Here is a 14,272-nt window from a genome sequence, read left to right as displayed (position 1 = left end):
AAGGCGTAGCCGCCACCCGGCTTTTTTATCGTTCCACCATCGCTAGCGTAAACCCATCCCACCCCTTAACGCCCACCGTTTGCAGCGCGGTGGCGGTTAAGCGTGGGTTATCTCCAGTCATCTCGATAAACTTCCGTACCCCCTGCACGCGTGCATCGTCGCTTTGCCCGTTAACCACCTCGCCGTCGCGCACCACGTTATCGCCGATTATGACCGTGCCGGGACGGGAGTAGTGCAGCGCCCACTCCAGGTAGCCGGGATTGTTTGGCTTATCGGCATCAATAAAGATCAGGTCAAAGGGCGGGACGTCACCGAAATTCTCGAGCGACTTTAGCGCCGGGCCTGTAATCAGTTCGATACGATCGCTGAGTCCCGCAAGGTGAATGTTCTGGCGTGCAACAGCGGCATGTTTCGGGTCCGCTTCAAGCGTAATCAGCTTTCCATCCGGCGGCAGGGCGCGCGCCATCCAGATTGAGCTATACGCGCCCAGCGTACCGATTTCCAGTATTCGACGCGCCTGCGTCATGCGGACAAACAGCGCCAGCAGTTGCCCCTGATTTGCGGCAACGTCGTGCTCGGGTAAACCGGCGCGTTTGTTGTTTTCAAGAACGTTCTGGAGAACTTCATCTTCAGGAATAAGCGACGAAATCATGTAATTATCTACTGAACACCACTGCTGTTGCATAGATTGACTCCTTGGGGGTATCGCCAGAGGCGAAATGTAGGCCGGGTAAGGCGTAGCCGCCACCCGGCATGTTTTCACGCACTGACCCAACCGCCGCCCAGCGCTTTATACAAATCAATTTGCGCCAGCAGCAGGTTGTTTTTCACCTGTACCACGCTGGTCTGCACCGAGAACAGCGTGCGCTGTGCATCGAGCACATCCAGATAAGAAGAGTACCCGTTGCGGTAGCGGTTTTGCGCTATCCGCAGCGTCTCCTGCGCGACCGCCTGCTGAGCCAGCAGCTCGTTAAGCTGTTCCTGATAACGGGTGATGGCATCAAGGCTGTCATTCACCTCGGCAAACGCATTACGTACGGTTTTTTCGTAGCTGTACAACGCCTGATTACGCTGAGACTGAGAGATATCCACCTGTGCATTCAGCGCCTGTCGGTTCAGCAGCGGCGCAAGAATACTGCCGCCCACGCTCCAGAGCTGGAGGGGGTTATCCAGCAATCCCGACAGCGTGCGATCCTGCACCGATCCTGTGGCCGTGAGGTTGATCGACGGCAGCAGGCTGGCACGCGATGCCGCCAGCGTCGCGTCCGCCGCAATCAGCTGACGTTCAGCCTGGACGATATCCGGACGCCGGTTCAGTAACGTCGACGGCAACTGGGTGGGCAGTTTCAGCGGCGTCAGGGCATCAAAGCTTTCACCGCGCGCAACGTTACCCGGGTTGCTGCCCAGCAGCAGGCTAAGCGCATTCTCCTGCTGCGCAATCTGGTGCTGAAGCAGTGGAACCTGAGCGCGGGTGGCGCGCAGCTCAGAATCCGATTGCATCAGCTCAAGGCGAGAGCTGTATCCCGTCTCAAACTGTCGTTTAGCAAGGTTGAACGCCTCTTCACGCGATTTCAGCGTGGACTGGGTAACGTGAAGCTGTTCATCCAGCGACAGGAGAGTGACGTACCCGGAGGCCACCGACGTTGCGACCGTGAGATCTGCCGCCGCGGCCGCCGCCTTTTGTGCCTCCAGCGACGCTTCGGCGGCACGGGAGGTGCTACGGTTTACCCCCCAGATATCCACGTCGTAGCTGGCGGTCAGGCTGCCTTTGTACAACGTACCGTATACCGGAAGGCCTGTGGCGGCGGACTGCGAGCGCGCGCGCGTCCCGGTCACGCCCGCGTCAAGCGACGGGAACAGGCTGCCGTCGGCGGCGTATACCCGGGCCTGATACTCATTAATCCGCTCGCGGGCAATCAGCACGTCGCTGTTGTTCTTCAGCGCCTGATCCACATAGTGATTCAGATTGCTGTCGTGGAAATTACGCCACCAGAGCTGCTCTGTCGGGCTGGTTGGCCCCGACGTCGCGCGCCACTGGGCCGGGATGTGCAGGGACGATTTGGCGGGCTCTACGTCAACCGACTGGCAACCCGCAAGGATAGCCATCATCAGCAGGCCGGCTATTGGGCGAAGCGTCATTGTTTCGCCTCCCGCGTGTCTATGGTGACCTGCACCGACATGCCAGGGCGCAGCAGCCGGTACGCCTCCGGCTCACCGAGTACCTCAATGCGTACCGGGATGCGCTGGGCGATTTTAACAAAGTTGCCCGTGGCGTTATCCGGGGTGATAGCGCTGAACTCGACGCCTGTGGCCGGGGATATGCTCTCCACGCGGCCCTGATAGGCTTTATCGTTTAACGCATCGACGGTGAATTTCACTGGCTGTCCGACGCGTAAATTCGCCAGCTGCGTCTCTTTGATATTGGCGATCACCCAGTGCTGCGGCGGGACCAGCGTGGTAAGGTGCGTCCCGGCGGTGACGTACGCTCCCAGACGCACCGCAATCTGCCCGAGCTGACCGTCACGCGGCGCGACAATGCGGGTGTTTTGCAGATCGATCTGCGCAAGCTCCAGCGCGGCTTTCGCATTTTCAACGTCCGCTTCCAGCGAAGCGCGATTGACGATAACCGTTTGTAGATCCTGGCGCGACATCTCAAGCGTTGCTTTCGCCTGGTCGATATCGGCGCTCCCCTGGGCGGCACTGGCCAGCGCCGCATCGCGCTCGCGAATGGACAGGGAGCCGTCTGCGGTCAGATCCTTCACGCGTTTCAGATCCGCCTGGGTTTTCAGACTTTGGGCACGGGCGTTTTTCAGTGCCGCTTCGTTTTTGGCAATCACCGCTTCCGCGCTTTTACGCTGTTGCAGGTTGTTGTTCAGCGCAGCAATTTTCATTGCCAGCTGCGCCTCGGCCTGATGGACACGCTGGCGATAGATCCGGTCATCAATCTGCAACAGCAGGTCGCCTTTTTTAACCTGCACAAAATCCTGAACATGGACCTCAGTAATGTAGCCGTTGACTTGCGGACTGATGAACGTGGTCTGGCCGCGCACGTAGGCGTTATCAGTAAACTGGGTATGACGCGTGAACGGGGGCAACTGCCAGGCATAAAGGATCACCAGCACCCCGACAATGCCGATAGCCGCGGCGGTGAAAATGGAAACGACGCGTACATTTTTGCGGGTGTTGGCCTGCTCTTTGGCGGCATCCTGCTGACTCATAACTTCTCCTGAAAAATAGTCATTACTTATTGCCAGTGGCGTTCTTAAGGGCCATACGGGCGGTGATGCGCAGGCGCAGCAAGCGCCATAAAATCCAGACCAGCGTGGCTGTGGCAATGCTCGCCGTCAGGAGATAAGTATCGTTGTAAGCCAGAATGTTTGCCTCAAGCGTCGTCACCGTCTGAAGCTGAATAATGGCCTGGGTTCCCAACAGGGAACTGTCGCCAACCAGGCTTTTATACATCTGGGTGTAAAGCTGAATGCGTTCGTTCACCAGCGGGTTGAGGGTGGTGAGCTGGTCAGCCAGCAGGCTGGAATGGTACTTCTCGCGCCAGGTCTGGAAGGTACCAAGGATTGCAGAACCCAGCAGGCCACCAAGGTTCTGACTCATGCCAAACATCACGGAAAAGCTGACCAGATTGCGTGGTTCGGCGATCACCCCGCCAATGGCGGCCAGCATCGCAGGGGCGAGGAAGAAAGCGCTGCCGAAACCAAGCAGGAACTGGCTGAACATCAGCTGATCCGGCCGGGTCAGGTTGTTGGACTGGCTGTCCAGCAGCGAAGCAACAATCATCAGCGCCAGCGAGGTGATAATCGGCCAGGCCAGCTTAGTGGGTTTGATCGTCAGACAGCTGGTGACGATACCGCAGACGATTCCGGCGAAAATAGACCACGCCAGATGGGTCATCTGTTCATTCTGTAGGCCCGCATATTGCAGCCAGCCGATGACGCCGGTGTTCTGTTCCGCCAGTACGATGCGGATCAGCAGCATAATCAATCCCAGGCGTACGATGCTGCCGCTGGACAGCCAGCGGGTATTGAGCAGCGGGTTGCTGCGGTTATGTTCAAAGACGATTGCACAGACAATTAGCACCAGCGAGAGAGCCAACGCCCAGCCGATCCACGGTGTTTCAAACCACCATTCCAGACGCCCTAGCGACAGAACCGCGCACAACAGCGCCATACCGGGCGCAAGCAAAAAGAAGGTGATGAAATCTTTTTTCTCGAAAACTTTGCGTCGATCGCCCGGGGGCAGTTTCAGCACCATCACGCAGGCCAGTGAGATCAGGGCCAAACCCAGCTCGAAGAAGTACAGCCCACGCCACTCATCAAGCTGCAACAGCTCGGTGGAGAACAGCCGCGCCAGCGGTATCGCCAGCGACGAACCGGTAATGCCGATGGTCAGCGCCTTGAGTCGGTGCTTCGCGGGCCAGGCCTGTATCTGGTAATAAATGCCGAGCGAGCTGAGCGCGGCGGCGACCATCCCGTGTGCCGCCCGTACCATCAGCGCCGAGCTGAGATCGTTCACAAACAGGTGAAAAAAGGTGACCAGCACATACAGCACCAGGAAGCCTTCCGTAAACGCGCGCAAACCGTACTGCTGGCGAAACTTTACCAGCAGCAGGTTGATGGAGACGTTGGTCATGACATAGACGGCAGGCAGCCAGGCGATTTCAGTCGACCAGGCGCCGAAGGTGCCTTGCAGATTTTGCAGATTGGCGGTGACGACCGCGTTACCCAGCGCCCCGGTCAGACACACCAGCAGGCCGACCACGCCATAGGCGATCCGTTTCGACGTCGGATGTTCCGGGGTGGAAGGGGAACCCAGCAGAGCGGGTTTCTCGTGTGGCTGCCACTCGCGAGGAGCATAAGGATCGCGTTGGGGCAGGCGCATAACGGGGTTTACCTTTAAAAATGTTGAATTGTGAGCGGGCTAATGATTCTACGGCTGACGCAAATCATAATTCAAGTGAATACGAATATTGTATGTTAATCAAATGTAGAGGGAATGATGAAGAAAAAGTGCGGCTCGCGAACGGAGCCGCAATAATATTATCGCTGTTCCGGCTGCGCCTGAAGGTGGCGTTCACGGTTGATGCGGCTGGCACAAAAAATTGCAATGAGGGAGATAGCGACCGTCACGCCCAGATACCAGGCCACGGGTACCCAGTCGCCGTCGTATTTCGCCAGCAGTCCGGTAGCTATTAGCGGTGCCGTTCCGCCCGCCAGCGCGGCCCCAAGTTGATAACCCAGCGTGATACCGGTGTAGCGAACGTTGGCACTGAAAATTTCAGAGCAGAGCGTGCCGAGAACCGCCGTCACCGGTGCCCACAGTACGCCAAAAGCGATAACGGTCGCGAGCACAATTCCCCAGGTGGTGCCGGTATTCAGCAGCATAAACCAGGGCACGATAAACAGGCCGAGCACGAAGACACTGACGGCGTACATACGCTGGCGGCCAACCCTGTCTGAGAGCAGCCCCATCAGCGGGATCATAATAGTGGCGACCAGTGCGCCAAGAGTTACTGCCTCCAGCGCCTGGGATTTCTGATAGGTCAGGGTGGTAGTGGCGTAGCTCACCACAAACGTGGAGAAAATATAGAACGGTGCTGTCTCAACAACCTTAAGCCCGGCGGCAATTAGCACTTCACGCCAGTGGTGTTTTATGGTGTCGCGCAGCGGAGCTTTCGCAACCTGACCGGATTTTTTCACTTTCTGGAAATCAGGCGTTTCGTCAATATCTTTCCGGATCCAAAGCCCCAATATTACCAGCACGGAACTGAGCAGGAACGGAATGCGCCAGCCCCAGGAGAGAAAATCCTCTTCGCTGAACAGCGTCATTAGCGAGACGATAAATGTCGCCATCAACATGCCGATGGTAACGCCCGCCTGCGGAATACTGCCGAAGAAGCCTTTGCGTTTTTCTGGAGCATACTCGTAAGCCAGCAGCAGCGCGCCACCCCATTCACCGCCGATACCCATCCCCTGAATAATACGCATCAGGATCAGCAACGCGGGCGCCCACATCCCGATCATGTCGTAGGTGGGCAGCAGGCCAATCATCACGGTTGCACCTCCCATCAATGAAAGGGTGAGGACAAGCGTTTTTTTGCGACCGATACGATCCCCGATATGTGCAAAGAGAACGCCGCCAATGGGGCGAATAAAAAAGGTCAACGAGAAGGAGAGATAGGAGAGGATCAGCCCGATTACCGGGTCGACCATCGGAAAGAAAATCTTGTTAAACACCAGCGCGGCAGCGGTGCCATAGAGAAAATAATCAAACCATTCAATAGAACTTCCCGTAAGACTGGCAATTAATACCTTTTTGTTTTTCCGCAATACCGTTGTCGTGCTCTCATGTTGTGTCATGACTCAAAACTCCGCCACGTGGATGATAATAGAGGTGTTACCTGGCGCGCTTCAGGTGCAACCTGTCGGTGTGTAATGGTTGTGAAATTGTTAAGCAACTTAGGGTTGGATGTTACGTTTGGCAAGTCAGCCAGAACTAAAACGGGTCAGAACACGATGGGTTAAGCAGCAACTGGTGCTTTTTCAGCACGCTGTTGTGGCAGGATGTGTTGAAGGGCAGATAATCAAAAGCACAAACTCAGGGTGCAACCCAATTGTTTTTGGATGTTTCTGGTTATTTCATCAAAATGACAAATATGCAGCGTAATGAGCACCTCGGCTTTCAGAGTGATCTCCTTTTCAACCCCGTTGTGTGAAGTACTCTAAAGATTAATGCTGTAAGGAGGTAACGATGACAATGGCACTTTTCCCCTGTCTGCCTGGCACAACACTCGACGCCGTGAATACCGTTGGGGCGTGGCTTGCTCAGGACGACTATCAGGACAACCAGCCCGTTGATCTGGTGATTCTGGCGGGTAACGCGGTGATCCCCGCGATTGATGCTGCCTGTAAAATCGCGGCTGAACAGGGGGTTCCTCTGATCATCAGCGGCGGGATCGGTCACTCGACGACCTTCCTCTACGCCGCGATTGCTAAGCACCCCCGCTATAACAGGATACCCACCACCGGGCGGGCTGAGGCGGCTATTCTGGCCGACATCGCCCGTGAATTCTGGAACATTCCGGCTGAGCATCTTCACGTTGAGGATCAGTCGACCAACTGTGGCGAAAACGCCCGCTTCAGCCGGGCGTTGATGAAACAGTCCGGACTGAACGCCGCCCGGGTGCTGGTAGTGCAGGACCCGACGATGCAGCGTCGCACAATGGCTACGTTTGCCCGCGTTTGCCGCGACGAGGCTGCGCCCGCATGGATGAGTCATCCCGGCCTGACGCCCGTGCTGCAAAACAGTGACGACGGTCTGGCGTTCAGCGGCCCGGTCGAGGGGTTATGGCCGGTAGAACGTTACCTGTCGCTGGTGCTGGGTGAATTTCCGCGACTCAGGGACGACATCAACGGCTACGGTCCGGCGGGACGTGATTTCATTGCCCATGTCGATATCCCTGCCGACGTGGACGCCGCGTGGCAGATCCTGCGAAACGACGTCATTCTCACCGACGCGCTGGTGAGCCGTTCTCTGCTGTAATGCTCTTGCCCGTTTGCGCCATCTTTTACGCAAACGGGCAGCCTTTGTTGCCGATTTGTGATTTTTGAAACGGGCTGACCCGTTTCTTTTATGAGATATCTCACAAAAACAGACTCATAGAGTAGGCAATTGCCCCGGTAATTATAGTTTTTAACATTAAGTTTACTTGTTAAAAACAGTGTGATTACAGGAGCAGGTTATGACAGTACCCGTACAACATCCTATGTATATTGATGGACAGTTTGTTGCCTGGCAGGGTGATGCCTGGATTGACGTGATCAATCCGGCCACGGAAGAGGTCATTTCCCGTATTCCCGATGGCACCGCCGAGGACGCCCGCAAGGCCATTGACGCGGCAGAGCGCGCGCAGGCTGGCTGGGAGGCGCTGCCTGCCATTGAACGCGCCAGCTGGCTACGCAAAATTTCCGCCGGGATCCGCGAGCGCGTCAGCGAAATCAGCGCGCTGATCGTGGCCGAAGGGGGCAAGATCCAGCAGCTGGCGGAAGTGGAAGTTAACTTTACAGCTGACTATATCGACTATATGGCCGAGTGGGCGCGCCGTTATGAAGGGGAAATCATTCAGAGCGACCGTCCGGGCGAGAATATTCTGGTGTTTAAGCGCGCCCTTGGCGTCACCACCGGCATTCTGCCGTGGAACTTTCCCTTCTTCCTGATTGCCCGTAAGCTCGCTCCTGCGCTAATCACCGGCAACACCATCGTTATCAAACCGAGCGAATTTACCCCAAACAACGCCATTGTGTTTGCCAAAATCGTCGACGAGATTGGCCTGCCGAAAGGCGTCTTCAACCTGGTGCTGGGCCGCGGTGAAACCGTCGGACAGGAGCTGGCCGGGAACCCGAAAGTGGCGATGGTCAGCATGACCGGCAGCGTCGGGGCGGGTGAAAAGATCATGGCTGCGGCTGCGAAAAACATCACCAAAGTGGGGCTTGAGCTGGGTGGTAAAGCCCCGGCCATCGTGATGGACGATGCCGACCTCGAGCTGGCCGTGAAGGCCATTGTGGATTCACGCGTCATCAATACCGGACAGGTGTGTAACTGCGCGGAACGTGTCTATGTTCAGAAGGGGATCTATGACCGCTTTGTGAATCGTCTGGGCGAGGCAATGAAAGCCGTCCAGTTTGGCAATCCGGCTGAGCGAACGGATATTGCCATGGGGCCGCTGATCAACGCCGCCGCGCTGGAGCGTGTGGAGCAGAAGGTGGCGCGCGCGGTGCAGGAAGGGGCTAAAGTGGTCCTTGGCGGTAAAGCGGCAGAGGGTAAAGGGTATTTTTATCCCCCAACGCTGCTGCTGGACGTACGTCAGGACATGGCCATCATGCACGAAGAGACCTTTGGCCCGGTGCTGCCGGTGGTGGCTTTTGACACCCTGGAAGAGGCCCTGAAAATGGCCAACGACAGCGACTACGGTTTAACCTCGTCTGTATATACGCAGGATCTGAATGTCGCCATGAAAGCCATTAAAGGGCTTAAGTTCGGCGAGACCTACATTAACCGTGAAAACTTTGAAGCGATGCAGGGCTTCCATGCGGGCTGGCGGAAATCCGGGATCGGCGGGGCGGATGGCAAACACGGTCTGAATGAGTATTTGCAGACGCAGGTAGTCTATTTACAGTCGTAATCAGGAGCCCCCTCCATGCGAGATAATGTGTGCACGGAGCAGTTCCCTCGCCCCTTTGGGGAGAGGGTTAGGGTGAGGGGAACATACGGCTCTGGTGGTCATTCCGTTCACTTTATGTTCCTTGCTACTCTGTAACGACATGACCGGTGAACGTGCCAGGGTGGCTCAGTCGCCACCACCCTGGCGACCCGTGCTCCCGGCGGTAAATCGCCGCTTCGCGGTCCCTTCGGCTTATTCCTTCCGGCTTATCGGGGACGGGCGGAGGTAACATCCCTGTAAAGCCCGCCCTCTCGGCGCATCCCTGCGCCTCGCCCCGGCCGGAAGGCAAACGCCTCAGCGATTTACAGCCGGACCTGGGCATCGCTGTAATCCCTCCGTTATTCTGAAGGCACGTTAATGCTTCTGATTTCAAATAACTGGGAATACTCGGCCCTCCGTAAAAGGGGGTTCACATTTTCAGGAAAGGTGGTTATGTTGGCGCGATAACTGTTATTTATCGGGAAACAACATGCGCACAAAATATACGGGTCTGCAAATCAGCATTCACTGGCTGGTTTTTCTGTTAGTTATTATGGCCTATTGCGCCATGGAATTCAGAGGCTGGTTCCCGCGAACCGATCGTCCGCTTATTAATATGATCCACGTTTCCTGCGGGATCAGCATCCTGGTGCTGATGGTGGCGCGCCTGTTTATCCGCCTGAAATTCCCGGCTCCGCCCATTCAACCGAAACCAAAAGCGATGATCACCGGGCTGTCCCATCTGGGGCATCTGGTTATCTACCTGCTGTTTATTGCGCTGCCGCTGATCGGCATGGTGATGATGTATAACCGGGGAAATGACTGGTTTGCGTTTGGCCTGACGATGCCGCATGCGGCGGAGGGGAATTTTGACCTGGTGGATACGCTAAAAGCGTGGCACGTAACGCTGGCGAATCTGGGGTATTTTGTGATTGGTTTGCACGCCTTTGCCGCGCTGATGCATCACTATTTCTGGAAAGACAATACGCTGCTGCGCATGATGCCGAAAAAGCGTCAGTGACCGATAATGCCCTGCCAACCCGCAGGGCATTTTTTTTGCGGCTTATTGCAGTTGCGCGCGCTCCTGCGCCGTTAAATCCAGTTCCTGAGTTGTACCCGTTTCTGAAGATTTTACCGCCGCTTCCAGCACCGCCATCACCGCCAGGGCTTCCACCGGATGGACCGGATTGTCAATCTTGCCGTTCAGGGCATCGCGCACGTTTATATAGTACTGCCGCTGGTCGCCTTTTGGCGCAGGGATAGCGCTGGCTTCACCCTGGGCATTAAACAGCACCATAGCGTCGCTGTCCTCACCCCAGCTTTCGCTACCCGGAATGACGCCTGCCAGAAGCTGGGCTTCCTGCTGATCGATGCGCGCTTTCACCACGCTGGCCTTATCGCCGTGGACGGTAAAGCGGGCAACGCCGCCTGCCACCAGCATGCTGCAATGGAGGACCACTTTGTGTTCAGGATAGTTCAGCACCACGTGCGCCCAGTCGTTAATTTCCGCACCGTCACGCAGGGTGGCGATGTTGCCCTGTACCGACAGCGGCAGACCAAAAAGCTGTAGCGTCTGGTCAATCATGTGCGGGCCTAAGTCGAACCACAGGCCACTGCCGGGAACATTTTGCTCTCTCCAGCGCACGCGAACCTCCGGGCGGAAACGATCGATATGCGATTCAAAGTGTTTTACCTTGCCGATACTGCCTTGCTCAATCACCTGCTTAATGCCGAGAAAATCGCTGTCCCAGCGGCGGTTATGGAAGACAGAGAGCAGGCGTTGTTTTTCTTGCGCAAGCGCAATCAGGTCTCGCGCTTCCTGCATATCCAGCGTAAATGGCTTATCCACCACTACGTGCTTGCCGGCGTTGAGCGCCAAGGTGGCCAGCGGCGCATGGGTCGCGTTAGGGGAGGCGATAACCACCAGGTCGATATCCGGGTGCTGAATAGCCTCTTCAGGGGTGGCAACAACGAGGACGTCCGGCAGATCGCGTTTGACCTTTTCTTCATCCCGGGATGAGACCACCGCCAGCTTCAGGCCGTCGACGGACTGGATCAGCGGGGCATGAAACGTCTTACCCACAAAACCATACCCGATCAGCGCAATATTCATTGTCTTCACTTTATTCATGACCTTCTCCACGTTAATGCGCGCAAACGGTAACCTGCACGGCGCTATGGTCCCCGAGCTCTGCCCAGGGACGATCTAAAAACAGTTGATGAATCTGGGATAACCCTGAAACCAGATAAGGTTCGCACTGGTTGAGTTTAAGATGGTCGGCGACTACCCAGTGCGCCTGGCTTGCGGCCAGCATGGCACGCTTCACCTCGGCATCCGCCTCCTGACTGGCGCTCAATCCGAGCTCGGCATGAATGGCGCATGCGCCAAGGATGGCGATATCCGCCCGGTAGCGAGAGAGCAGCGAAAGGGTGGCGCTTCCGGCAAACAGGCGCTGTTTCTGATCCCACTTTCCACCAAGCAGGATCAGATCGATATCTTCCCGATCGCTAACCTGCTGGGCGATATCAAGAGAAGGGGTGATTATGGTGAGCGGTCCCTGCAGGAAAGAGGCAACGGCCAGAAGTGTGCTTCCGGCGTCCAGAAAAAGCGTCGAGCCCGCAGGTACGCACTGCGCAACCTGTTTACCCAGCCGCTGCTTGATTTCAGGCAGTAAGGTATTCCTGCTAACTCGGTTCATCGTCGAGAGATTCAGCGCGATGGCGCCGCCATGGTTTTTTTGCGCCAGTCCCTGTTTTTCCAGATCGGTCAGATCGCGACGGATGGTATCCGCCGAAACCTGCAACTTTTCTGCCAGCTCAGTGATGCTGGCCTGGCCTTGTTCAGTAATAATTTCAAGTACATATTTCTGTCTGGCGGTTTTATGCATGGGTGCAGTATCCTGCAAAATGTCGCAATACTATGCAGTTTACAGCATTTTACAGGAAAGGGAATCGTAACAGGAGGGGGATGTTGTCCAAAAACAGTTTAATAAGGTGAATATTGAATTAGCATTAATCAGTCATCAAAAACATGTATGTATCGTTTAGACCTGATGTTAACGCTATGTTTTACATAGAAATTTGGTTAAAGCTACCGAATAAGGAGTTCGAATAAGAATATAAAACCAGATTATAAATATAAATTGGTGCTTATATCTATTAGATATTCTTTTTAAAGTAAAATAATTTAATATTAATCAGCGAATGACTTAAATTGACAGTTCTTTGAAAATCTTTGTGTCTGATTCGAGATGAAATAAACGCAAAAATGTACATCAGGGTGTTTCAGAATTTTCCTTAAATTACAGAGGGTTTATATGTTTCAGCGTAAACGCATCTAATAGCCATTTGTCCAGAAACCCCATCTTTTTTCTTATTTGTAACACCGCATTAACATTACGGATGTGGTCGCTCATATCACATTTTGTTATGCTGCGAATCAATAAATATTTAAGTAAATTCTTAAAAGAAAAAAAGAGATTGAACGGCTCTCATCTCAATTGAAATGGGTGTGGGCGACTATTGGCGGAATTTATCAAACAGGAGTGGGGCAAATAGGGTGAATTATTTGTACCTCTTCCTGGTAATTATTTAGCCATCACCTGAAGTCCGGGGGTATTATAAAGATGAAATGCAATAACAGGATGCTCAGATTATCTGCTTCCCTGACCTTAATTTCACTGGTGGTGACAGCGGCTCATGCAACTAACGGTCTGGTAGGAATATCTCCCGTTGCGGCAGTGACGATGAAAGAAAGTATTCTTTTCGCTCTTGACCGCGACCCGTCGGTGAGTCAGCAGGCTGCACAGCTGGGGATTGGCCAGGCACAAATAGACGAAGCGCGTAGTGGCTGGATGCCACAAATAGCCTTGAACGGGAGTACGGGTCACAGCCAGACCACCGATTCGAGCGGCTCGTTGCGAAATTCCGCAGCCTGGGGGCTGAGCCTGACGCAGCTTGTGTACGATTTTGGCAAGACCAATAACAGCATCAGCCAGTCTTCAGCTCAGCGTGACAGCTATCGCTACCAGCTGATGAGCACGATGTCTGCCGTCGCGGAAAAAACGGCCCTCAGCTATGTGGAAGTGAAACGCTACAGCGATCTGCTACAGGCGGCAACAGAGAATGTGCAGGCGCTTAAAAACGTTGAGCAGCTGGCAAAACTCCGCGCCGATGCAGGCGTAAGCTCCACCTCTGATGAGCTTCAGACCCGCACCCGTATTGCCGGAATGCAGGCGACGGTAGAGCAGTACAATGCGTCACTGAACAGCGCCCGCGCGCGGCTGGCGGTATTGACTGGCATACAGACTGAACGCTATTCACCGGTTCCGGGAGGTCTGGCCGTGGAGCCGGATTCTCTCAATCGAATTGATTATTCACTGATCCCAACGGTGATGGCCGCGCAGAACATGGAGCGTTCAGCCCAGTACGGCGTAGAAACCGCGAAGTCACAGCACTGGCCAACCTTAAGCCTGAAAGGGGGCCGCACCCGGTACGAGTCTGATAATCGCGCGTACTGGGATGATCAGATCCAGCTCAATATTGATGCACCGCTTTATCAGGGCGGCGCGGTCTCGGCGCGCGTCCGTCAGGCCGAGGGCGCAAGGGCAATGGCATCGTCTCAGGTCGATCAGGCCCGTTTTGATGTCCTGCAAAAAGCCTCCGTCGCACAGGCCGACTGGACCGGGGCGCAAGGACGTATGGAGGCCGGAAAACGTCAGCTGGAAAATGCGTTGCGCGCCCGCGACGTCTACAAAAATGAATATACCCTGAGCAAGCGCAGCATTAACGATCTGCTCAGCGTGGAGCAGGATGTCTGGTCTGCCACCTCAGCGAAAATAATGGCTGAATACGATGGCTGGAGCGCGGCGATTAATTACGCCTCCGCGGTGGATAATCTCATGCCGCTTATCGGAATAGAGAAAAACGCTGCCGCGAAATTACCTGATTTGAGTTAAAAAAAGGCGCGCCTTTCTGCGCGAAATAAGTCAGACAATAATGGGTGGTTTTTCCCAGGGATAGTTACATCCCTCTGGTGGACATAACCACAGGAATACGCGC

Annotated in this window: 11 protein-coding genes; 4 read left to right on the top strand and 7 right to left on the bottom strand. The window is 55.1% G+C overall.

Annotation, left to right across the window (positions count from 1 at the left end):
- Positions 1 to 25: 25 nt before the first annotated feature.
- The 5 genes from C3451_RS00785 to C3451_RS00765 all read right to left on the bottom strand — a co-directional run bounded on the left by C3451_RS00785 (position 26) and on the right by C3451_RS00765 (position 6,371).
- A complete protein-coding gene (locus C3451_RS00785; RefSeq protein WP_023306151.1) occupies positions 26 to 685 on the bottom strand; it encodes an O-methyltransferase in 660 nt (219 codons plus the stop codon).
- A 74-nt stretch (positions 686 to 759) separates the two neighbouring features.
- Positions 760 to 2,139 (bottom strand): efflux transporter outer membrane subunit, encoded by a 1,380-nt coding sequence (locus C3451_RS00780; RefSeq protein ID WP_045622266.1) that lies wholly within the window; start codon positions 2,137 to 2,139, stop codon positions 760 to 762.
- Positions 2,136 to 3,218: an HlyD family secretion protein gene (locus C3451_RS00775; RefSeq protein WP_032624299.1), complete on the bottom strand. Its 1,083-nt coding sequence runs from the start codon at positions 3,216 to 3,218 to the stop codon at positions 2,136 to 2,138. Before C3451_RS00775 ends, C3451_RS00780 begins: the two co-directional genes overlap by 4 nt.
- A 22-nt stretch (positions 3,219 to 3,240) precedes the next feature.
- Complete coding sequence (locus C3451_RS00770; RefSeq protein ID WP_100148810.1) at positions 3,241 to 4,887, bottom strand: MFS transporter; 1,647 nt, start codon at positions 4,885 to 4,887, stop codon at positions 3,241 to 3,243.
- 164 nt (positions 4,888 to 5,051) lie between these two features.
- Entirely contained in the window at positions 5,052 to 6,371 is a 1,320-nt protein-coding gene (locus C3451_RS00765) for an MFS transporter (RefSeq protein ID WP_032624298.1), read from the bottom strand.
- A gap of 391 nt (positions 6,372 to 6,762) precedes the next feature.
- On the opposite strand from C3451_RS00765, the gene C3451_RS00760 reads away from it, so the two are divergent.
- From C3451_RS00760 to cybB, 3 genes are all read left to right on the top strand, one after another.
- The gene (locus C3451_RS00760) at positions 6,763 to 7,554 is read left to right on the top strand and encodes a YdcF family protein (protein ID WP_074142885.1); all 792 of its coding nucleotides are present in this window, start codon (positions 6,763 to 6,765) and stop codon (positions 7,552 to 7,554) included.
- Between the two features lie 199 nt (positions 7,555 to 7,753).
- Positions 7,754 to 9,193, top strand: coding sequence for an aldehyde dehydrogenase (gene aldA / locus C3451_RS00755; RefSeq protein WP_045622264.1), 1,440 nt, complete (start codon positions 7,754 to 7,756; stop codon positions 9,191 to 9,193).
- Positions 9,194 to 9,701: 508 nt separating this feature from the next.
- Positions 9,702 to 10,232, top strand: coding sequence for a cytochrome b561 (gene cybB, locus C3451_RS00750; RefSeq protein ID WP_022648059.1), 531 nt, complete (start codon positions 9,702 to 9,704; stop codon positions 10,230 to 10,232).
- Between the two features lie 42 nt (positions 10,233 to 10,274).
- On the opposite strand, the gene C3451_RS00745 is transcribed toward cybB, so the two are convergent.
- Together C3451_RS00745 and C3451_RS00740 are read right to left on the bottom strand one after the other, a co-directional pair.
- Positions 10,275 to 11,342 carry an oxidoreductase gene (locus tag C3451_RS00745; RefSeq protein WP_038416023.1) on the bottom strand — a complete coding sequence of 356 codons (1,068 nt, stop codon included), beginning with the start codon at positions 11,340 to 11,342 and terminating at the stop codon, positions 10,275 to 10,277.
- Positions 11,343 to 11,355: 13 nt separating this feature from the next.
- Positions 11,356 to 12,099 carry a DeoR/GlpR family DNA-binding transcription regulator gene (locus C3451_RS00740; protein ID WP_022648061.1) on the bottom strand — a complete coding sequence of 248 codons (744 nt, stop codon included), beginning with the start codon at positions 12,097 to 12,099 and terminating at the stop codon, positions 11,356 to 11,358.
- Positions 12,100 to 12,855: 756 nt separating this feature from the next.
- On the opposite strand from C3451_RS00740, the gene C3451_RS00735 reads away from it, so the two are divergent.
- Entirely contained in the window at positions 12,856 to 14,169 is a 1,314-nt protein-coding gene (locus C3451_RS00735) for a TolC family outer membrane protein (RefSeq protein WP_233169832.1), read from the top strand.
- Positions 14,170 to 14,272 lie beyond the last annotated feature (103 nt).

This window comes from Enterobacter sp. 301B, from assembly GCF_003850715.1.
GTDB lineage: Bacteria > Pseudomonadota > Gammaproteobacteria > Enterobacterales > Enterobacteriaceae > Enterobacter > Enterobacter intestinihominis.
The sequence above is the reverse complement of the archived record's forward strand: the minus strand, read 5'-3'. Positions and strand labels throughout refer to the sequence as shown.

Coding starts and splice junctions, on each gene's coding strand:
- C3451_RS00760 (WP_074142885.1), top strand. CDS start 6,763: ATGACAATGGCACTTTTCCCCTGTCTGCCTGGCACAACACTCGACGCC.
- cybB (WP_022648059.1), top strand. CDS start 9,702: ATGCGCACAAAATATACGGGTCTGCAAATCAGCATTCACTGGCTGGTT.
- C3451_RS00745 (WP_038416023.1), bottom strand. CDS start 11,342: ATGAATAAAGTGAAGACAATGAATATTGCGCTGATCGGGTATGGTTTT.
- aldA (WP_045622264.1), top strand. CDS start 7,754: ATGACAGTACCCGTACAACATCCTATGTATATTGATGGACAGTTTGTT.
- C3451_RS00785 (WP_023306151.1), bottom strand. CDS start 685: ATGCAACAGCAGTGGTGTTCAGTAGATAATTACATGATTTCGTCGCTT.
- C3451_RS00780 (WP_045622266.1), bottom strand. CDS start 2,139: ATGACGCTTCGCCCAATAGCCGGCCTGCTGATGATGGCTATCCTTGCG.
- C3451_RS00740 (WP_022648061.1), bottom strand. CDS start 12,099: ATGCATAAAACCGCCAGACAGAAATATGTACTTGAAATTATTACTGAA.
- C3451_RS00735 (WP_233169832.1), top strand. CDS start 12,856: ATGCTCAGATTATCTGCTTCCCTGACCTTAATTTCACTGGTGGTGACA.
- C3451_RS00765 (WP_032624298.1), bottom strand. CDS start 6,371: ATGACACAACATGAGAGCACGACAACGGTATTGCGGAAAAACAAAAAG.
- C3451_RS00775 (WP_032624299.1), bottom strand. CDS start 3,218: ATGAGTCAGCAGGATGCCGCCAAAGAGCAGGCCAACACCCGCAAAAAT.